Source organism: Streptomyces sp. AHU1 (genome assembly GCF_045343905.1).
Taxonomy (GTDB): domain Bacteria; phylum Actinomycetota; class Actinomycetes; order Streptomycetales; family Streptomycetaceae; genus Streptomyces; species Streptomyces triticiradicis.
Genome location: NZ_CP174283.1, coordinates 8418150 through 8436880 on the forward strand (window position 1 = coordinate 8418150; position 18731 = coordinate 8436880).

At 72.8% G+C, this 18731-nt stretch carries 20 protein-coding genes; 13 read left to right on the forward strand and 7 right to left on the reverse strand.

Annotation, left to right across the window (positions count from 1 at the left end):
• Nucleotides 1-11: 11 nt before the first annotated feature.
• Genes ACICHK_RS37160 through ACICHK_RS37175 form a run of 4 tightly spaced genes read right to left on the reverse strand, consistent with a single transcriptional unit; the run spans nt 12 to nt 1642 of the window.
• Complete coding sequence (locus tag ACICHK_RS37160) at nt 12-752, reverse strand: MnhB domain-containing protein (protein WP_406840380.1); 741 nt, start codon at nt 750-752, stop codon at nt 12-14.
• Nucleotides 749-1009, reverse strand: a complete 261-nt coding sequence (locus tag ACICHK_RS37165; protein ID WP_151471672.1) for a DUF4040 domain-containing protein — start codon at nt 1007-1009, stop codon at nt 749-751. The genes ACICHK_RS37160 and ACICHK_RS37165 overlap by 4 nt, the downstream gene beginning before the upstream one ends.
• Nucleotides 1002-1463 (reverse strand): monovalent cation/H+ antiporter complex subunit F, encoded by a 462-nt coding sequence (locus ACICHK_RS37170; RefSeq protein ID WP_406840381.1) that lies wholly within the window; start codon nt 1461-1463, stop codon nt 1002-1004. Before ACICHK_RS37170 ends, ACICHK_RS37165 begins: the two co-directional genes overlap by 8 nt.
• Entirely contained in the window at nt 1460-1642 is a 183-nt protein-coding gene (locus tag ACICHK_RS37175; protein WP_406840382.1) for a hypothetical protein, read from the reverse strand. The genes ACICHK_RS37170 and ACICHK_RS37175 overlap by 4 nt, the downstream gene beginning before the upstream one ends.
• Nucleotides 1643-1974: 332 nt before the next feature.
• Between ACICHK_RS37175 and ACICHK_RS37180 the strand changes: the two genes are divergently transcribed.
• The 11 genes from ACICHK_RS37180 to ACICHK_RS37230 all read left to right on the forward strand — a co-directional run bounded on the left by ACICHK_RS37180 (nt 1975) and on the right by ACICHK_RS37230 (nt 12011).
• Nucleotides 1975-2286 carry a hypothetical protein gene (locus tag ACICHK_RS37180; RefSeq protein WP_406840383.1) on the forward strand — a complete coding sequence of 104 codons (312 nt, stop codon included), beginning with the start codon at nt 1975-1977 and terminating at the stop codon, nt 2284-2286.
• A gap of 75 nt (nt 2287-2361) precedes the next feature.
• A complete protein-coding gene (gene fdh, locus ACICHK_RS37185; RefSeq protein ID WP_406840384.1) occupies nt 2362-5607 on the forward strand; it encodes a formate dehydrogenase in 3246 nt (1081 codons plus the stop codon).
• Nucleotides 5604-6542: a 4Fe-4S dicluster domain-containing protein gene (locus ACICHK_RS37190; protein ID WP_406840385.1), complete on the forward strand. Its 939-nt coding sequence runs from the start codon at nt 5604-5606 to the stop codon at nt 6540-6542. The genes fdh and ACICHK_RS37190 overlap by 4 nt, the downstream gene beginning before the upstream one ends.
• Entirely contained in the window at nt 6539-7459 is a 921-nt protein-coding gene (gene nrfD / locus ACICHK_RS37195) for an NrfD/PsrC family molybdoenzyme membrane anchor subunit (RefSeq protein ID WP_406840386.1), read from the forward strand. Before ACICHK_RS37190 ends, nrfD begins: the two co-directional genes overlap by 4 nt.
• A 3-nt stretch (nt 7460-7462) precedes the next feature.
• Complete coding sequence (locus tag ACICHK_RS37200) at nt 7463-7804, forward strand: hypothetical protein (RefSeq protein ID WP_406840387.1); 342 nt, start codon at nt 7463-7465, stop codon at nt 7802-7804.
• An 85-nt stretch (nt 7805-7889) separates the two neighbouring features.
• Nucleotides 7890-8855 carry an LLM class F420-dependent oxidoreductase gene (locus tag ACICHK_RS37205; RefSeq protein ID WP_406840388.1) on the forward strand — a complete coding sequence of 322 codons (966 nt, stop codon included), beginning with the start codon at nt 7890-7892 and terminating at the stop codon, nt 8853-8855.
• Between the two features lie 19 nt (nt 8856-8874).
• Entirely contained in the window at nt 8875-9546 is a 672-nt protein-coding gene (locus tag ACICHK_RS37210; RefSeq protein ID WP_406840389.1) for an HAD family hydrolase, read from the forward strand.
• Nucleotides 9547-9719: 173 nt separating this feature from the next.
• A complete protein-coding gene (locus tag ACICHK_RS37215; RefSeq protein WP_406841428.1) occupies nt 9720-10091 on the forward strand; it encodes a phage holin family protein in 372 nt (123 codons plus the stop codon).
• Nucleotides 10088-10591, forward strand: a complete 504-nt coding sequence (locus tag ACICHK_RS37220; protein ID WP_406840390.1) for a DUF3618 domain-containing protein — start codon at nt 10088-10090, stop codon at nt 10589-10591. Before ACICHK_RS37215 ends, ACICHK_RS37220 begins: the two co-directional genes overlap by 4 nt.
• A 459-nt stretch (nt 10592-11050) precedes the next feature.
• Nucleotides 11051-11377, forward strand: a complete 327-nt coding sequence (locus tag ACICHK_RS37225) for a plasmid stabilization protein (RefSeq protein ID WP_406840391.1) — start codon at nt 11051-11053, stop codon at nt 11375-11377.
• Between the two features lie 106 nt (nt 11378-11483).
• Nucleotides 11484-12011, forward strand: a complete 528-nt coding sequence (locus tag ACICHK_RS37230) for a DUF6328 family protein (RefSeq protein WP_406840392.1) — start codon at nt 11484-11486, stop codon at nt 12009-12011.
• Nucleotides 12012-12346: 335 nt separating this feature from the next.
• Here ACICHK_RS37230 and ACICHK_RS37235 read toward each other — a convergent pair whose 3' ends face one another.
• Nucleotides 12347-13135 (reverse strand): SAM-dependent methyltransferase, encoded by a 789-nt coding sequence (locus ACICHK_RS37235; RefSeq protein ID WP_406840393.1) that lies wholly within the window; start codon nt 13133-13135, stop codon nt 12347-12349.
• A gap of 250 nt (nt 13136-13385) precedes the next feature.
• On the opposite strand from ACICHK_RS37235, the gene ACICHK_RS37240 reads away from it, so the two are divergent.
• Both ACICHK_RS37240 and ACICHK_RS37245 read left to right on the forward strand, forming a co-directional pair.
• A complete protein-coding gene (locus ACICHK_RS37240; RefSeq protein WP_406840394.1) occupies nt 13386-14897 on the forward strand; it encodes an MFS transporter in 1512 nt (503 codons plus the stop codon).
• Nucleotides 14898-15096: 199 nt separating this feature from the next.
• Complete coding sequence (locus ACICHK_RS37245; protein ID WP_406840395.1) at nt 15097-16053, forward strand: Ig-like domain-containing protein; 957 nt, start codon at nt 15097-15099, stop codon at nt 16051-16053.
• A 29-nt stretch (nt 16054-16082) separates the two neighbouring features.
• On the opposite strand, the gene ACICHK_RS37250 is transcribed toward ACICHK_RS37245, so the two are convergent.
• Together ACICHK_RS37250 and ACICHK_RS37255 are read right to left on the reverse strand one after the other, a co-directional pair.
• On the reverse strand, nt 16083-16964 hold the full coding sequence (locus ACICHK_RS37250; RefSeq protein ID WP_406840396.1) for a diacylglycerol kinase family protein: 882 nt from the start codon (nt 16962-16964) through the stop codon (nt 16083-16085).
• Nucleotides 16965-17077: 113 nt separating this feature from the next.
• A complete protein-coding gene (locus ACICHK_RS37255; protein ID WP_406840397.1) occupies nt 17078-18667 on the reverse strand; it encodes an FAD-binding oxidoreductase in 1590 nt (529 codons plus the stop codon).
• Nucleotides 18668-18731: the final 64 nt, after the last annotated feature.

The following is an 18731-nucleotide window of genomic DNA, read 5'->3' on the forward strand; positions in this document are numbered from 1 at the left end:
CCCCCGCTCGCTCATCGTCCGCTCTCCTCCTCGATCTCCACGGCCTGGTCGAGGAAGCGGGCGAGCAGCACCACCACGGCACAGGCCACCTCCATGCCGACGGCCGCGTTCAGCAGGGGCACGACGCCGCCCGACGCGAGCGTGTTGAACGTGCCGTACCCGATGACGGTGTTGGCCAGGAACGAGGACCCCGCGACGAGTCCGGCGAGCCCCAGGACCAGGTACGCCCCCTCACCGGCCGCGTCCCCGACCTCGTACACGCCGACCGGGCGGACGCGCTCCAGGGCGCGGTAGTCGGCCCCGATGTAGAGCAGGTGGAGCGCGGTCGCCACGACGACCCCGCCCTGGAACCCGCCTCCGGGGCTGAGCTGACCATGGGCGACGACGTAGAGGCCGACGACCAGGGCGACGGGCAGCAGGACGACCGCGTAGCGGCGGACGGGGAGCGGGACCCGGGCCGGTGCGGGCGGCACCTCGCGCTCCTCGCGCGTCTGCCGCAGCAGGACGACCGTTCCGAGCACCGAGGCGAACAGGATGCTCTCCTCGCCCAGGGTGTCGAACGCCCGCTGGTCGAAGTTGACCGCCGCGATGACGTTGGCGGTGCGGTGGGCGAGCGCGGCTCGCACGGCACGCTCACCGTAGGGGTGGCTGTCACCGCCGAAGGCGGGCAGCCGCAGGCAGGCGGCGCCGAACAGGGCGGCGAAGCCGAGGGCGCCCACGGCCAGGACCCACATCCGCAGGCGGCGGCTCACCGGCCGTCCTCCTCGCGCCGCCCGCGGCGGCGCGCCTTCCGCACGGACAGGAGGATCAGCAAGGGGGTGAGCGCCGATCCGACCGCCAGCTGGGACAGGGCGACGTCCGGTGCCTGCAGGACGGTGAACAGCACCGCGAGTGCCAGGCCGAGCACCGAGAGCACCAGGGCCTGGCGGACCGGGTCACGGACCAGCACCGCGGCCGTCGCGGTGGCGGCGACGGCGCACAGCGAGATCAGCAGGAGGGCGTCAGCCATACCGGGTCTCCGTCGCGTCGCGGTGGGCCCCGGACAGCGTCCGTGAGGCGATGACGTTCCCGGCGGCGAGCAGCACTCCGATGAACACGACCTTGGCCGCGGCCCGCCCCGGGCCGGTGGCCACGCAGGACGCGATCACCACCGGCGCGGTGGCGGCGACCGTCAGCGCGGTCACGGCCCGCGCCCATCGCGGTGCCTCGTCCAGTTCGTCGGCGAGCAGCCGCGCGAACACGAGCGTGCCGACCGGACCCAGTACGGCGGTGACCAGGGCGAGATCGGTGTAGGAGGGGCGCCCGTAGCCCTGGGCGAGCAGCAGCATCACCAGGCACACGACGGAGGTGCCGCAGTTCTGGGCCATGACCCTGTGCCCGAGCGGTCCCCGCACCGTGCCCCACACGACCGGCAGGAAACCCGCCACCAGGAGCAGCGACGCGCACACGAGCCACGTGTTCACCGGCCGCTCACCGCCCGGCGCGCCGCCACCGCCGCGGCCGCGCCCATCAGCGCGCAGCCCAGCCCGACGAACAGTTCGAGGGGGTCGACCGTGCTGATGAGAACGAGCCACAGCGCCGACAGCGCCGCCTGCCACACCAGGACCTCGGCGATCGTCGCGCCCAGCCGTCCCGCCCTCATGCCGGGGTCGCTGTGCTGTCCGCCGAAGGGGATCCGGTCGTGCGCAAGGTGACCTCCGCGTGGTCGTCGTGGTTCTCGTGGCCGTCGTGCGTGAGCCCGGACCGTCCAGTGCCCGGCGGGGCCGCGGACATGCACCGCGCGGGAAGGACGTGTCCCGCGGGGAACCGGTGGCGGGGTGGTCCCCCGCGCGGTATCGCCGGCGCCGGGCCGGACGGGGGCGGGCCGGACGGGGGCGGGCCGGAGGGGGCGGTCGGGCGATCATCTGCATCATCACGAACGAGAGGGGTACTTGCGCGTCACGCCACACCCGCGCGCTAGGAAATGAGGACGCCGTGAGCGAGCCCCGCCCACAAGGCCCCGGGACCGGTGAGGGGCCGATGCCGAAGCCCGTACCGAGGGACCTTCCCGATCAGCAGGCCGCACCCGACGAGGACCCCTCGGACGTCGTCGGCGTGCCCGGACGGCCGCCCGAGAGCCGCGGGCCCGGGACGGGGCGCCACGGAGCGGAGGGCGAAGCCGAGGACGGACAGGAGCCCGACGCGGAGGGCCACGGCGCGGACGAGGCGGGCACCGGTCGCGAGGGCACCCCGGACCCCGCCGGTTCACCCGCCGAGCATCCGGTGCCCGACGAACCGGCCGACTGACCCCCCGCACCGCGGGAGCCCGGGGAGCGACGCCCGCGACCGTTGACAGAGCCCGGCCGCCGGAGAGGAATCACGATGGGTGTGCGAACGTGGGTCAGCGAGTGGCCCGTCTACCGCCAGCTGACCGGCCCCGACCCGCTGGGGCGCGGCCGCGCCGCCATGTCGTCCCGTACGGAAGGGCTGAGGCCGCGCACCGACAGCGCCGACCGGGTGGTGCAGTCGGTCTGTCCGTACTGCGCGGTCGGCTGCGGCCAGCAGGTCTACGTCAAGGACGACGAGGTCGTCCAGATCGAGGGCGACCCGGACTCACCCGTCAGCCGGGGCCGCCTCTGCCCCAAGGGCTCGGCCACCCTCCAGCTCACCACCGGCCCCGCGCGCCTGCACGAGGTCCTGTACCGGCGCCCGTACGCCACCGACTGGGAACGGCTGGACCTGGAGACGGCCATGGACATGGTCGCCGACCGGGTGGTCGAGACCCGGCGCCGCACCTGGGAGTGGGAGAGCGACGGGGTGCGCACCGCCCGCACGCTCGGCATCGCGAGCCTCGGCGGCGCGACCCTCGACAACGAGGAGAACTACCTCATCAAGAAGCTGTTCACGGGGCTCGGCGTCGTCCAGGTGGAGAACCAGGCGAGGGTGTGCCACAGCTCCACCGTCGCGGGCCTCGGCACCTCCTTCGGCCGCGGCGGCGCCACCACCTTCATGCAGGACCTGCAGTTCGCGGACTGCATCGTCATCCAGGGGTCCAACTACGCCGAGGCGCATCCGGTCGGCTTCCAGTGGGTGATGGAGGCCAAGCGGCGCGGTGCCCGTGTCATCCACGTCGACCCGCGCTTCACCCGCACCAGCGCCCTCGCCGATCTTCACGTACCGATCCGGGCCGGCAGCGACATCGCGTTCCTCGGCGCCGTGATCAACCACGTGCTCACCGAGGAGAAGGACTTCCGGGAGTACGTCCTCGCCTACACCAACGCCGCCTCGATCGTCGACGAGGACTTCCGGGACACCGAGGACCTGGACGGCGTCTTCTCGGGACTCGACGAGGAGGAGCACCACTACGACCCGCGGAGCTGGCAGTACGAGGGCGTCCAGGTCCAGGCGCCCGCCGGCGACGTCGACGAACAGTACGAGCAGAAGACCCAGGGCTCGGGGCACTCCGAGTCCCACGGCTCGGGGGGAGCCCGGACCAGCGCCCGCCCGCCCCGCGACGAGACGCTGACCCACCCGCGCTGCGTCTACCAGATCCTCAAACGCCACTACGCCCGCTACACCCCCGAACTCGTCGAGGAGACCTGCGGCATCCCGCGCGCCACGTTCCTGCGCGTCTGCGAGGCACTGACCGCCAACTCCGGCAGGGACCGCACCAGCGCCTTCGTGTACGCGGTCGGCTGGACCCAGCACTCCACCGGCTCCCAGTACATCCGGGCCGCCTGCATCCTCCAGCTCCTCCTCGGCAACATCGGCCGGCCCGGCGGCGGGATCCAGGCGCTGCGCGGCCACGCCTCCATCCAGGGCTCCAGCGACATCCCGACCCTCTACAACCTGCTTCCCGGCTACCTCCCGATGCCGCACGCCCACGCCCACGAGGACCTGGACACGTTCGTCGAGGCGACCCGCACCGAGAAGGGCTTCTGGGGGAACATGCGGGCCTACCTCGTCAGCCTGCTCAAGGCGTACTACGGCGACGCCGCCACCGCCGACAACGACTTCTGCTTCGACCACCTGCCGCGCCTCACCGGCTCCCACGCCACCTACGACACGGTCATGGCCCAGCTCGACGGCGTCTGCGAGGGCTACTTCCTGATGGGCGAGAACCCCGCCGTCGGCTCCGCCAACACCCGGCTCCAGCGCCTCGGCATGGCCAACCTGAAGTGGCTGGTCGTGCGCGACTTCTCGCTGATCGAGTCCGCGACCTGGTGGAAGGACGGCCCCGAGACGGAGACGGGGGAGCTGCGCACCGAGGACAACGGAACCGAGGTCTTCTTCTTCCCCGCCGCCGCCCACACCGAGAAGTCCGGCTCGTTCACCAACACCAACCGCTGGCTCCAGTGGCACCACGCGGCCGTGGAACCGGAGGGGGACGCGCGCAGCGATCTGTGGTTCACCTACCACCTGGGCCGACGGATCAGGGAGCGGCTGGCCGGCTCGTCCGACCCCATGGACCGGCCCGTCCAGGACCTCACCTGGGACTATCCCGTCGACGGCCCGCAGCGCGAACCGGTCGCCGACGCGGTCCTGGCCGAGATCAACGGACACGGCCCGGACGGCGCGCCGCTCTCCGCCTACACGGAGCTGAAGGACGACGGTTCCACCCGCTGCGGCTGCTGGATCTACTGCGGTGTCTACGCCGACGGGATCAACCACGCGGCCCGCCGCACCCCCCAGGCCGAACAGGACCATGTGGCCGCCGAGTGGGCCTGGGCCTGGCCCGCCAACCGGCGCATCCTCTACAACCGCGCCTCCGCCGCGCCCGACGGCACCCCCTGGAGCGAACGCAAGGCCTACGTGTGGTGGGACGGGGAAGCGGGGAAGTGGACCGGGCGCGACGTCCCCGACTTCATCCCGGACCGTCCGCCCGGCCACGTCCCCCCGGACGACGCGACCGGCCCCGACGCCCTGCGCGGTGACGACCCGTTCATCATGCAGGCCGACGGCAAGGGCTGGCTGTACGCGCCGGCCGGCCTGGAGGACGGGCCGCTGCCCACCCACTACGAGCCGCAGGACTCGCCCTTCCCCAACCTCCTCCACCCGTCGACCCCGCGCTCCCCGGTCCGGCAGCTGCTGCCGCGCGAGGGCAACCGCTACCACCCCAGCGGCGACGAGCCGGGCGCGGAGGTCTACCCGTACATCGTCACCACCCACCGCCTCACCGAGCACTTCACCGCGGGCGGCATGAGCCGCTGGTCGTCCTACCTCTCGGAGCTCCAGCCCGAGTTCTTCTGCGAGCTCTCCCCGCAGCTCGCCGCCGAGCGCGGCCTGGAACACGGCGGCTGGGCGACGATCATCACCGCGCGCAACGCCGTGGAGGCGCGCGTCATGGTCACCGAGCGGATCGCACCGCTGACCGTGCACGGACGGACCGTCCACCAGATCGGCCTGCCCTTCCACTGGGGGCCCAACGGGGTGTCCACCGGCGACGCGGCCAACGAACTGATGGCCATCGCGCTCGACCCCAACGCCCACATCCAGGAGGACAAGGCGCTCACGGCCGACATCCGGCCCGGGCGCCGCCCCCGCGGGCCGGACCTGCCGAAGCTGGTGGCGGAGTACCGCCGGCGCGCGGGAATCACCGAGACGACGGGGACGGAGACCCGGAAATGACGGACCGGAACCTGCTGAGCGGTCCCGAGCCCGAACCGGCCCGGGACGCGGGCCACTCCCGGCCTCCCGAGCGCGTCGGCTTCTTCACCGACACCTCGGTCTGCATCGGCTGCAAGGCCTGCGAGGTGGCGTGCAAGGAGTGGAACGCGATCCCGGAGGACGGGCTCGCGCTGAGCGGCATGAGCTACGACAACACCCAGGGCCTGGGCGCCTCCACCTGGCGCCATGTCGCCTTCGTCGAACAGCGGGTGCCCGCGCCGGAGGGACGCACCGAACTGCCGCTCGCCGGGAGCACGGCGAAGGCTCCGGAACCCTCCCCGGCGGCGGTCCCCGAAGGCTCCCCCGCGCCGGGCGACATGCGGTGGCTCATGTCGTCGGACGTCTGCAAGCACTGCACGCACGCGGCCTGCCTCGACGTGTGTCCCACCGGCTCGCTGTTCCGCACGGAGTTCGGCACGGTCGTCGTCCAGGAGGACATCTGCAACGGCTGCGGCTACTGCGTGCCCGCCTGCCCGTACGGAGTGATCGAGCAACGCCCGGACGACGGAAGGGCGTTCAAGTGCACCCTGTGCTACGACCGCCTCGGCGCGGGACAGGAACCGGCCTGCGCCAAGGCCTGCCCCACCGAGTCCATCCAGTTCGGCCCCCTCGACGAACTGCGCGAACGGGCCGCCCTGCGGGTGGAACAACTGCACGAACAGGGAGTCGGGGAAGCCCACTTGTACGGACACGATCCCGAGGACGGGGTCGGTGGCGACGGCGCCTTCTTCCTGCTCCTCGACAAACCGGAGGTCTACGGACTGCCGCCCGACCCGGTGGTGACCACCCGCGATCTCCCGGCCATGTGGAAACACGCGGGGGCCGCCGCGCTCTCCCTCGCCGGAGGCATCGCGCTCGCCTTCGCCCTGGCGGGCCGGACCGGAGGGACGCGATGACCAGGACCCGCAAGCGCCGCGGCGAAGAACTGATGGTCCCGAGGGCTGAGTTCACCTCCTACTACGGGCGCCCGATCATCCACGCCCCGTCCTGGGCGGCCCGTGACATCGCCGGATACTTCTTCCTCGGCGGCCTCGCCGGAGCCGGTTCGGTGTTCGCCGCCGGGGCGCAGCTCAGCGACCGCACCCGCACCGCCACCGCGATGAAGGTCTCCTCCCTCGCCGCCGTGTCCCTGTCCGCCGCCGCGCTGGTCCACGACCTCGGCCGGCCCGGCCGGTTCGCCAACATGCTGCGGGTCTTCAAACCGACCTCCCCCATGAGCGTGGGGTCCTGGCTGCTCAGCGCCTACGGCCCCGCGGCCGGCGCCGCCGCCCTCAGCGCCGTCACCGGCCGGCTGCCCCGGACGGGTGCCGTCGCGACCGCGGGCGCCGCGCTGCTCGGGCCCGCCGTCGCCTCGTACACCGCGGTCCTGGCCGCCGACACCGCCGTACCGGCCTGGCACGGCGCCCACCGGGAACTGCCCTATCTGTTCACGGCGTCCGCCACGGCCGCCGCCTCGGGAATGGCGCTGGTCGTGGCGCCACCGCGCGAGAACGCTCCCGCCCGCCTCGCGGCGGTGCTCGCGGCGGCCGGGGAGAGCGCGGCGGCCGAGGCGGCCGAGCGACGCCTCGGCATGGTGGCCGAGACCTGGCGCGAAGGACGGGCGGGCACGCTCCTGCGCGCCGCCCGCGCCCTGACCCTGGCGGGCGCCGCGACCGCGGCGCTGGCCGGCGGACGCAGCAGGCCGGCCGCCGCCCTGGGCGGGCTCGCCCTGCTCGGGGGATCGGTCTGCACCCGCTTCGGGATCTTCGCGGCGGGAACCGCCTCCGCGCAGGATCCGAAATACACCGTCGTACCCCAGCGGAATGGAGAGTGACCCGTGGTCACCGTGTCCCTCACCGGCACGTCCAAGGAGGACGCCGCCGCCGTCTTCGACGTACTGCGGACGGCGTTCCCCACCGACCGCCCCCCGGAGGCCCCCGAGGACCCCCCGGGATCCCGTCCCGCGGTGTGGACCGCGGAGTTCGCGCCCGCCGACGACCGCATCCCGACCGGCCCGGCCCCGCTGGAAGGCCCGGTCAGCGCGACGCTGCAGGGCGGCTGCCTCGCCGTGGACCTCCTGCGCGAGGCACTGGACGGAGCGTTCGCCGTGCGGGAGCGGGGCACGGCGTCGGGAGACCAGGAGAAGGAGATCGACCTGCGGCTCGGGGCCAAGCGGTAGCCGGGAGAAGAGGGGCGGGGCGCGGCCGGGCGCTCCTCGTGCCCCGTCCGTCCCACCACCCGTTCACACGGAGGAGAAGAGCGACATGGTGCAGATCGGGTACACGATGATGACCGAGCAGGCCGGCCCGCGCGAACTCGTCGAGCAGGTGGTCCGCGCGGAACAGGCCGGATTCGACTTCTCCGTCACGTCCGACCACTACTTCCCCTGGCTGGACTCCCAGGGGCACGCCCCGTACGCGTGGAGCGTGCTCGGCGCGGCCGCGCAGGCCACCGAACGCATCCCGCTCATGACGTACGTGACGTGCCCGACGACCCGCTACCACCCGGCGGTCGTCGCCCAGAAGGCCGCCACCCTGCAGATCCTGTCCCAGGGACGCTTCCGCCTCGGACTCGGCTCCGGTGAGAGGCTCAACGAGCACGTGGTGGGCGGGGGTTGGCCCGCCGCCCACGTCCGTCTCGACATGCTGGAGGAAGCCGTCGGGATCATCCGTTCCCTCTTCGAGGGAGGCGACGTCAATCACCACGGCACCCACTTCGACGTGGAGAACGCCCGGCTCTTCGACCTGCCGGACACCCCACCGCCGATCGGCGTCGCCGTCTCGGGCGAGCACTCGTGCGAGATCGCCGGCCACCTCGCCGACCTTCTGATCGCCACGGAGCCCGAACCGGAACTGATCTCCGCGTTCGACCGGCACGGCGGGACGGGCAAGCCCAAGGTCGGCCAGCTTCCCGTCTGCTACGACACCGACCGGGACGCGGCGGTCGCCCGGGCCCACGACCAGTTCCGCTGGTTCGGCGGCGGCTGGCCGGTCAACTCCGAACTGCCCGGCCCCGCCTCCTTCGAGAGCGCCACGCGGTTCGTACGCCCCGAGGACGTGGCCGGCTCCATACCCTGCGGCGACGACGTGGAGAGCGTGGTCGAGGCCGTACGGCCGTTCGTCGACGCGGGGTTCACCGAGGTCGCGCTCGTCCAGATCGGCGGCGACCACCAGGAACCCTTCACGGACTGGGCCGAGAAGAAGCTGCTTCCCGCCCTGCGTGAGCTGTGAGAGGGCGAGGACACCCGCGATGACCGAGAAGCGCGCCGCGATCTTCGACGTCGACGGAACCCTGGTCGACACCAACCACCTGCACGTCGTCACCTGGTGGGAAGCCTTCCGGCAGGCCGGACACCGTGTCCCCATGCACGACGTGCACCGGGCCGTGGGCCTCGGCAGTGACGACCTGATCGAGCACCTGCTCGGCAAGGACCGTGACCCCGAGGACGACGGGGAGCTCGAGGCGGCCCACCGCACCCTCTACGCCACCTGGTTCGACCGGCTGACCGTGCTGGACGGCGCGGGCGAGCTGCTGCGCGCGCTGGCCGGGCGCGGCTGGGAGATCGTCCTGGCGACCTCGGCGAGCGGCGCGGAACTCTCGGCGCTCCGCCGCGCCATCGACGCGGACGACGTCATCCTCGGGGCGGCCAGCGCGGACGACGTGAGTTCGGGCAAACCCGCGCCCGACCCCGTCGAACGGGCCAGGGACCTCGCCGGTGTGCCGAGCGGACGAGCGGTGTTCGTCGGCGACACCGTCTGGGACATGGAGGCCGCGGCACGGGACGGGGTGACCTCCGTGGCGGTGCTGTCCGGCGGCATCCCGCGGGCCGACCTGGAGGCGGCGGGCGCCGACGCGGTCCACCAGGACGTCGCGGACCTCCTCGAGAACCTCGACTCCAGCGTCTTCGCCGACCGGGAATGAAAGGAACGGCCCTGGACCGGCGGGAACGGGGTACCCGGTCATCGGCGATCGCCGGAGCGCGTCCGCGTGCTCCGGCCGCATCAGGCTACGGACAGGAGGTGATCACCGTGTCGGACGTACGGACGCGGGCCGACGGATCGGCCGAGCGGACACGTGGAGCCGGATCGGATCAGGTGGGTGATCTGGTCCAGCGGGCCTCGCAGCAGCTCACCGAGCTGGTTCGGGGCGAACTCCGGCTGGCACAGGCGGAGATGAAGGAGAAGGGCAAGCGGTACGGGAAGAGCGGCGGTCTGTTCGGCGGCGCGGGAGTGGTCGGTTTCCTGACGCTCCAGGCCCTCGTGGCCACCGCGATCGCCGCGCTGGTCGTACCGCTGCCGGTATGGGCCGCGGCACTGATCGTGACGGCGGTCCTGGGCCTCGTCGCCGCGGCCATGGCGCTGACGGGGAAGAAGCAGGCCGACCGGGCGGCACCGCCGAAGCCCGAACAGGCGATCGAGAACGTTAAGGCCGATGTGGCCGAGATCAAGAGGAGTGCCCACCGATGAGTGAACCGTCCGACGACAAGCGCACGGCCACGACCCCCGGCGAGATGCGCGAACAGGTCGAGCGGACCCGCGCCGAGCTGGGGGAGACGGTCCAGGCACTGGCCGACAAGGCGGACGTCAAGGCACGCGCCCAGGAGAAGGGCGCCGAGGTCAAGGAGAGGGCCGTGGAGGTCGCCGGACAGGCCAGGGAGAAGACCGCCGAGGTCACCGGGCAGGCCGTGGCCAAGGCGGGGGAGCTGAGGACCCGGGCGGCCAGGGCCGCGCACTCGGTCCAGGACAAGGTGCCCGACCCGGTCAAGGACAAGGCGGCCCAGGCCGCGGGCCAGGTGCGCGACAAGGCCGCGCGGGCGGGTGGCGTGTGGCAGGAGAAGGCTCCGGAACCGCTGCGGCAGCAGGCGGCCCAGGGAGCGCGGATGGCGCGCGAGAACCGGGCACTGGTCCTGGCCGCCGCGGGCGCGGTCGTCGTCGTATGGCTGGCGCTGCGCCACCGCAAGGGCTGAGCGGGCGGGCGCGCGGAACACCGTCGGGCGGTCGCGTCACGTGACCGGGTCCGCCGGGTGATGCGCGGTGCTCCCGTCCGCCGGCAGCCACTGCCACGGGAAGTCCCCGGCCGTCACGGCGCGGGGACTTCCGCCGTTCCCGGGGGTTCGGATCTCCCTGCCGCGGAAGGGTCCTGTTCGGCCGACATGCCACCGGGGACTCGGCCTGTCCGGCGAAAGACGTCCGGTGCGCGAGGACGCGCGCACCGGACGGGACCGCCCGGCGTCACCGTGCGCGGGCCTCGCACCGGCGCGACCGCGGGCGAGCACGGCCGAGGTGGTGAAGGACGCGACACTCGGTTTCATCGTGCCCGACGGCCACCGGCCGTAGGGGCGCAATTTCCGGCCGACCGTGAGCCCGCGGGCCATCGGGGGTACTCGATGTCCACGTACAGGCCACGTCCCGACAGGAGGCGCACCATGCCCGCAGGATCGAACAAGAAGCGCGAGCGGCAGTACGAACACATCAAGGAGAGCGCGCAGGACCGCGGGGAGTCCGCGAGCCGCGCCAAGGAGATCGCGGCGCGCACGGTGAACAAGGAGCGGGCCAGGGCGGGCGAGTCCGAGACGGCGAGCAAGACGTCCACCCGGGACCCCAAGTCGGCGTCGCAGCGGGGCGGCGAGCGTTCGCACTCCGGGGCGCAGGGCCCCACCAGGGACCAGTTGTACGAGGAGGCCAAGAAGCGCGACATCCACGGACGCTCGTCCATGAGCAAGCAGCAGCTGAAGAACGCGCTGGGCCGCTGAGACGCGTCACGACGCCGATCGCGGGAACGAGCACACGGACGGGTCGGAACGACACGACGGACGACGGGGTGGCTCCGAGACCGGTGCCACCGGAGAGGGACTGCCGATGCGGGACGACAGACCGGGGGACGGACGTGAGGAATCGCCGGAGGAGCGGGCCGACCGCAAATGGGGTGACCTGCTCCAGGAGATCCGTGTGGCGCAGACCGGCGTGCAGATCCTCTTCGGCTTCCTGCTGACAGTGGTGTTCCAGCCGTCCTACCGGCGGCTGTCCGAAGCGGACCAGACGCTGTACATGGTCACGATCGTCCTAGGAGCCACGGCCATCGGTGCCCTGGTGGCCCCTGTGTCGTTCCACCGCATCGTGTCGGGCCACTTCATCAAGCCGGAGGCCGTCGTATGGGCGTCCCGGCTGACTTTCCTCGGTCTGCTGCTCCTGCTGCTCACCATGACGGCCTCCCTCCTGCTGGTGCTGCGCACGGCCACCCACGACGACGGGTATGTGCCCTGGATCGTCGCGGGTGTGGCCGCGCTGTACATCTCGTGGTGGTTCGTCATCCCCGTGGTCCTGCGGATGCGCAAAGCGGGTTCCGAAGTCCGCGCGGACGCCGCGGACACCGGAGAGGAGAACTGAACCGGGTCCCCGGCGCGTGACCGGGCGGGCCTGCCGCCCGGTCACGGGGTCATCCGGGGACGCGGGCGGGCAGGACCTGTCCCAGGTGTCAGCGGTTGCGGATGGCGCTGGTGGTGAAGAAGCCGGTGGCGGCGGCTGCGACGAGGGCACAGACGGTAAACAGCACGGTTCGGCGCACGGTACGTCCTCTCTGACTGATCGTGAGGTGGCACCCTGCACAACGCCGCTCGTGCCGCCGGGGCTCGCCGCCACCCCGTACGCCACCCGCATGGACGCGGGGCCGGGCCGCACCGCGGGGATCACCCGCGGCGCGGCTTTGCCGGTTCCCGTGCCGCTCAGCGGACGCGTGCCACTCCCGCGTAGATGCCGCTGCCCTCCTGCTCCGGTGCCCGGTCCGACCTGAACCACTCCGTCGCCGTCACCAGGCCGGGGGTGACGAGGTCGAGGCCGTCGAAGAAGCGCTCCACCTCCGCCCGGGTGCGGAAGCCGAGCTGGATGCCGCCCTTGGCGTACTCGGCGGTGACCTGCGCGGAGAGTTCCGGGTACACGTCGGAGGAGGCGTGCGACAACACGAGGTAACTGCCCGAGGGCAGCGTCCCGACCAGGTTGCGGACGATGGAGTGGGCGTCCTGCTCGTCGGGGATGAAGTGCATCAGCGCGATCAGCGACAACGCGATCGGACGGCTGAAGTCCAGCACGTGCCGGGCGTGTTCGACGATGTCCTGCGGCCGGCGCACATCGGCCTGGATGTAGTCGGTGACGCCCTCGGGACTGCTGACCAGGAGCGCCTCGGCGTGACGCAGCACGATCGGGTCGTTGTCGGTGTAGACGACCTTCGCCGAGGGCGTGATGCCCTGGACGATCTGGTGCAGGTTGGGCTGGGTGGGGATCCCGGTGCCTATGTCCAGGAACTGGTCGACGCCCTGCTCGGCGAGCCAGGCGGACGCCCGGTGCATGAACTCGCGGTTCTGCCGGGCCGCGTCCCGGGCCTCGGGCGGCAGTTTCTCCGCCACGGCCTCGTCGACCGGGTAGTTGTCCTTGCCGCCCAGCAGCCAGTCGTAGACCCGCGCGGGATGCGCCTTGCTGGTGTCGAGCGGCGGAAACGACTGTCGGTCGATCGTCATGCTAGCTCCCATCGCACCACGCGAACGCGGGCAGGCCAAATGTTCGGTCATCCTACTCGGGAGGGTCATGTGGTCCGTGCGACAAGGGAGTTGGGCGGAAGAAGAGGACGCCCACGAGGAACGCGGCCGGCCGGGCGCCCCTCACGGAGCCGCGGGGCGGCGCGGCCGGCCGGGCGGGGCTCCGGTTGCGAGGCCCCGCGAGCGCACGCACGCTGGCTGGAGGGGTGACCCGTGGCAGGGGATGGTCGTCGTGAGCGGATCCGCAGGGCGGACGGCCGGACTGTTCTCGCGCCGGGACCGCGCGGTCATCGCCGCGGCCGCGATCGCGGTGCTGCTGGTCGAGCTGGACTGGTTCGCGCTGAACCTGATGCTGCCGGTGATCGCCCGCGACTTCGGGACGCCGGCCACGAACCTGCAGTGGCTGGTGAGCGGCTACATGCTGACGCTCGGGGCACTGATGATCGTCGCCGGGCGGGCGGCCGACCTCTACGGCCGAAGACGGGTCCTCGTCATCGGGCTGACGGGCTTCGCCGCGATGTCGGTGGTGTGCAGCGCCGCGCGGAACGCGGCGTGGCTGACCGCGGGACGAGTGGTCCAGGGGACGGCGGCGGCACTGGTCCTGCCGATCGCGGTCGCGGTGGTGACCGCGCACTTCCGTGACGGACGCCAGGGCCGCGCCGTCGGAACGGTCCTCGCCTTCAGCGCCATCGGCACCGCGCTCGGTCCCTTCGTCGGCGGGACCTTCGCCGAACTCGTCAGCTGGCGCGCGGTCTTCCTGCTGAACGTGCCCTTCTGCGCGCTGGCGGCGCTGCTGACGCTGCGGTACGTGACGGAGTCGCGGGACGAGGGGGCCGCGCGGGGGATGGACCTGCCGGGCGCCGTCACCCTGGCCGGCGGTCTGACGGCCGTCATGCTCGCCGTCGACCAGGGATCGGACTGGGGCTGGGCCTCGGCGGCCACCGTGGCGTGCTTCGCCGCGGGCGCGGCCATGCTGGGCCTGTTCGCGGTGGTCGAGCGGCGGACGACGGAACCGCTGATCGACCTGTCCCTGCTGCGCAACCGGCCGTTCGTGACCGTGACGGCGGCCGGGACGGTGTCCAACATCGTGTACTGCCTCGTCGCGGTGCTGGCGGCGCTGTACCTGGAGCAGGCACGCGGACTGTCGCCGCTGGAGTCGGGGGTGATCTTCCTGGCACTGTCGGCGGGGGTCGGCGCGGCGAGCTACTGGTCGGGCCATCTGGCGCGCCGGTGGCGGGCGGAGGTGCTGATGGCGGTGGGGCTGCTGCTGAGCGGGGTGGCGCTCGCCGCGCTGACCTGGGCGCGTCCGCTGCCGCTCTACGCCGCCGTGTTCGCGGTGGTCGGAGCGGGCGTCGGGCTCGGCTGGGCGCTCACCAACGCGGCGACCCAGTCGTACGTGTCCGCCGGGCGGCTGGCGGCGGCGTCGGGGCTGGTGCTCACCTCGCTGGTGCTGTGGGGCGCGGTGGCCGTGACGGTGGCCGCGACCGTGCTGGAGGAGGTCAGCGGGTCCACCGGTGCCGCGGCGTCCGACGGTTCGGCGATCGACGGGGTGCTGCGGGTGGTCGCCGTGCTGTCCGTGGCCGGTGCCGGAGTGCTGGTCCCGCTCGTCCGCTCCGGCGCGCGGACGCCCGCGGGAGAAGCCGCGGCGACGCGGGAGGGGGGCGGCGCGGCCCGGGGAACACGCTCCAGGAATCTCGCCGGGGGCGGGGCGGGAAGAGGAACGGCGGGACGGCGTACGGGCTGACGGCTTTCCCGTGGGGCGGCTCCCGCGCCGTCCGGCGCCTCGGTCCGGACCGGCGTGGGCGAGAGCCTCCCGGGTCGGGTTTTGAATCGCGCTTTACACATTCCCTGCAACCGCGGACCGGTGCTCGCAGTCAAAAAGAGAAGTGAGGCAGGCACGATTGTGAGCCGGGGTAAAAGTGAAGCGACGTAGCGGGATATCGATGGCACTCGTCATGGCGGCGGTGCTGGCGGGGGCCGGCGCTTGTGGCGGCGGGGGCAAGACGAAGGCGAGTTCGGACGACGGGAAGGGCGGGTCGAAGAAGCCGGCGGCCAGCGCGAAGCCGTCTCCGACGAAGCCCGCCGGGCCGCCGATGCTGCTGGAGACGATCACTCCGCAGACCGGTGCCACGGTCGGCGTCGCGATGCCGATCTCGGTGATCTTCACCAATCCGGTGGGGCAGAAGGCCCGTGCCGACATCGAGAAGCACATGAAGGTCACCAGCTCCAAGCCGATGACGGGCGCGTGGCACTGGTTCGGTGACCGGCGCGCCGACTGGCGGCCCAAGTCGTACTGGGCGGCCGGCACCAAGGTGAAGATCACCGCCGACCTGAAGGGCGTCGCCAACGGCAACGGCCGCTACGGCACGCGTTCCTACGTCCACGACTTCACCGTCGGCGACGACGTCCGCGCGGATGTCTCGGTCACCGGTCACACGATGAAGGTGACGAAGAACGGCGCGCCCGTACGGACGCTGTCGATCAATGCGGGAAGCGCCGAATACCCCACGTGGAACGGTGTGATGGCGGTGATCGACAAGCAGGAGAAGGTCCACATGACCTCGTGCAGCGTCGGCATCAGCTGCAACAAGGGCGACGCGAACTACTACGACCTGACGCTTCCCTGGGACGTCCACCTGACCCAGTCCGGGACCTACGTCCACTACTCGACCGGTGACCCGAACCCCGGCAGCGGCAGCGCCCGCGGCTCCCACGGCTGCGTCCACCTGTCGATCACCGACGCCAAGTGGTTCTACGGCCAGGTCAAGCAGGGCGACCCGGTCTCCGTCACCGGCTCCCCGCGCGCGAAGGCCTCGGCCGACAACGGCTACGCCTCGTTCAACCTGAGCTGGGACCAGTGGCTGGCGGGCAGCGCGAGCGGCGAGACCACCGCGGGCTGACCCGCGGCGGCGCACCGGGGCCGGGGCGGTCAGAAGAGCATGGACAGATCGCCCGGCCGCACCCGGGCCGTGACGGGGAGGGTGGCCTCGACCTCCCCGTCCGCCCCGTAGGGCACCGGCCGGTCCGCCTCGATGCGGATCTCCCGGCCCCGCAGGATCACCACTTCCGGCCGCGCGACGTGCGCGCCGGTCTTCAACTCGTTCATGAGGGTGAAGAACAGCCGCCGCGGGGCCTGCCGGATCATGACGACGTCCAGCAGACCGTCGTCCGTCAGGGCCAACGGGGCGATGATGCGCCCGGAGCCGTAGTAGGCGGAGTTGGCGGCCACGACGGTGTAACCGCGGTGGAAGTGTTCCTCCCCGTCGACGGTGACGCGGTACGACACCGGGCGCCACCCGGTGACCGCGCGCAGACCTCCTGCGTAGTACGAGGCGGCCCCGCGCAGCACGCGCGCCTGGTTGGCGTGCTGATTGGCGAGGGCGTCGACGCCCGCGTACACGCTGCCGAGCACCACGGTGCGCGGGTGCACCGCCGATTCCACCTCGATGGTGTCGACGCGCCGCGGCTCGTGGTGCAGCAGGACACGGGCCAGGTCCGCGGCGGCGGTGGGCAGCCGGAGCGCGCGGGCGAAGTCGTTGCCGCGGCCGGCCGGGACCAGGCCCAGCACGGTGTCCGTCCCGCTGAGGGCACCGCCGATGCCGCCCGCGATCCCGTCGCCGCCCACGGCGAGGACGACCCGGCCCCGTTCCCCGGCGCGCAGCGCGAGTTCCTGCGCGTGGGCCAGGCTGCGGCTGTACTCGGTCTCCAGTCCTGCTCCGGCCTCCCGCAGCAGGCGGGCGACCGGGAGCAGCGCCGCCGCCCCGGTGGAGCCGCCCGCGGTGGGATTGACGACGGCGGTGAACTGTCGCATCGGTGTGCCTCCGGGCAGTGACGGTGGGACGGAGCGGGGCAGGGGTTCGGGCGGGCGGAACCGGATCACGCCCCCGGCGGCCTCGGGCCGCCGGAGCGCGTGTGTGCCGGGTGTCAGTCGACGGGGAGCAGGATCCCGGGGTTCAGCACGCCGTCGGGGTCCAGCCGCCGCTTGACGGCCCGCAGGGCCTCGACGCCCAGCGGCCCCGCCTCGCGGAGGTACCAGTCACGGTGGTCCGTGCCCACCCCGTGGTGGTGGCTGATGGTCCCGCCCGCGCCCAGCACGGCCTCGTTGGCGGCTTCCTTGGCCGTCGCCCAGTGGGCCACGGCGTCCTCGCCCTGCGCCGAGACCACCGTGAAGTAGAGCGAGGCGCCGTTCTCGTAGACGTGCGAGATGTGGCACATGACCAGGGGCGGGGTTCCCGCGGCGGTCAGGGTCTCGGTCAGCGCGGTGCGCACGGCGGCGTACAGCTCGGGGACGCGGGACCAGAAGGTCGCGGTCTCCAGGGTCTCGGCGAAGGCCCCGGCGTCGAGCAGCGCGTCGCGCAGGTACGGTGCCGAGTAGCGGCCGTGCGCCCAGCGTTCGCCGGGCTCGGCGCCCAGACAGGTGCCTCCGGCCGCGCGCAGGACGGCCGCGGCCTCCTCGCGGCGGCGCGCGGTCTCCTCCTCGGTCCCCTCGTACCCGGCGATCGCCGTGCAGCCGGCGGTCGCGGGGGCCCCGGCCGAACCGATGGCGTCGGGCTGGGCGAGCCCGACGAAGGTCTCGGTCTCGTCGGACAGCCGCAGCACCGTGGGGCGCGGTCCGTCCTGGGCGAGCCGGCGCAGGGCGGTGGCGCCCTCCTCGAACGAGGCGAACCGCCACCCCTCGTAGACACGGGTCCGCGGCAGCGGCCTGATCCGCACGGTGACGGAGGTGATGACGCCGAAGGCGCCCTCGGAGCCGAGGATCAGCTGCCGCAGGTCGGGACCGGCGGCCGAGCGGGGTGCGCGGCCCGTGTCCAGGGTGCCCTCCGGGGTCGCGAGGGTCAGACCGAGGACCATCTCGTCGAACCGGCCGTATCCGGCGGAGGCCTGGCCGCTGGAGCGGGCGGCGGCGAACCCGCCGATGGTGGCCCATTCGTAGGACTGCGGGAAGTGCCCGAGGGTGAAGCCGTACTCGGTCAGGAGCGCCTCCGCGTCGGGTGCGCGCAGGCCCGGCTGGAGCGTCGCGGTCCGGGAGACGGGGTCGATGCCGAGCATGCCGTTCATGCGGCGCAGGTCGAGGGCGACGAAGGCGCTCCGTTCCGGGGTGAGGCCGCCGACGACGGAGGTGCCGCCGCCGAACGGCACGACGGCGAGGCCGTGTGCGGCGCACACGCGCAGTACGGCGAGGACCTCGTCGTGGGTGGCGGGCAGTACGACGGCCGCGGGGGCGTCCCCGGCGTCGCCCGCGCGGATCCTCAGCAGATCGGGCGTGGACTTCCCGCGGGTGTGCCGGATCCGGGTCTCCGCGTCGGTGCGCACGTGCGCCGGGCCGCCGACGGCGTCCGCGAGCGCGCGCAGGACCGGGTCCGGCGCGGGTTCGGCGAGGGGGATCTCGTCGAGGGCGTGCGGGGCGGTGTCCCGCGGCTTGACGCCGAGCAGGTCCCGCAGCAGGCCGGTCACCGCGTCGGGCAGCGGTGCCGCCTTCGCCGGGTCGCCCCAGCCACTCCACAGCATGTCCATGAACGTAGTCCTCATCGGTCGGTTCGCGACGCGTCGGCTCCCGCACGGCCGCTCAGGGCGTTAC

Excerpts from the sequence above, each read along its gene's own strand:
- ACICHK_RS37165 (WP_151471672.1), bottom strand. The coding sequence starts at position 1,009 with ATGGCTGACGCCCTCCTGCTGATCTCGCTGTGCGCCGTCGCCGCCACC.
- ACICHK_RS37175 (WP_406840382.1), bottom strand. The coding sequence starts at position 1,642 with ATGAGGGCGGGACGGCTGGGCGCGACGATCGCCGAGGTCCTGGTGTGG.
- fdh (WP_406840384.1), top strand. The coding sequence starts at position 2,362 with ATGGGTGTGCGAACGTGGGTCAGCGAGTGGCCCGTCTACCGCCAGCTG.
- ACICHK_RS37190 (WP_406840385.1), top strand. The coding sequence starts at position 5,604 with ATGACGGACCGGAACCTGCTGAGCGGTCCCGAGCCCGAACCGGCCCGG.
- nrfD (WP_406840386.1), top strand. The coding sequence starts at position 6,539 with ATGACCAGGACCCGCAAGCGCCGCGGCGAAGAACTGATGGTCCCGAGG.
- ACICHK_RS37205 (WP_406840388.1), top strand. The coding sequence starts at position 7,890 with ATGGTGCAGATCGGGTACACGATGATGACCGAGCAGGCCGGCCCGCGC.
- ACICHK_RS37210 (WP_406840389.1), top strand. The coding sequence starts at position 8,875 with ATGACCGAGAAGCGCGCCGCGATCTTCGACGTCGACGGAACCCTGGTC.
- ACICHK_RS37220 (WP_406840390.1), top strand. The coding sequence starts at position 10,088 with ATGAGTGAACCGTCCGACGACAAGCGCACGGCCACGACCCCCGGCGAG.
- ACICHK_RS37225 (WP_406840391.1), top strand. The coding sequence starts at position 11,051 with ATGCCCGCAGGATCGAACAAGAAGCGCGAGCGGCAGTACGAACACATC.
- ACICHK_RS37230 (WP_406840392.1), top strand. The coding sequence starts at position 11,484 with ATGCGGGACGACAGACCGGGGGACGGACGTGAGGAATCGCCGGAGGAG.
- ACICHK_RS37235 (WP_406840393.1), bottom strand. The coding sequence starts at position 13,135 with ATGACGATCGACCGACAGTCGTTTCCGCCGCTCGACACCAGCAAGGCG.
- ACICHK_RS37245 (WP_406840395.1), top strand. The coding sequence starts at position 15,097 with ATGGCACTCGTCATGGCGGCGGTGCTGGCGGGGGCCGGCGCTTGTGGC.
- ACICHK_RS37250 (WP_406840396.1), bottom strand. The coding sequence starts at position 16,964 with ATGCGACAGTTCACCGCCGTCGTCAATCCCACCGCGGGCGGCTCCACC.
- ACICHK_RS37255 (WP_406840397.1), bottom strand. The coding sequence starts at position 18,667 with ATGGACATGCTGTGGAGTGGCTGGGGCGACCCGGCGAAGGCGGCACCG.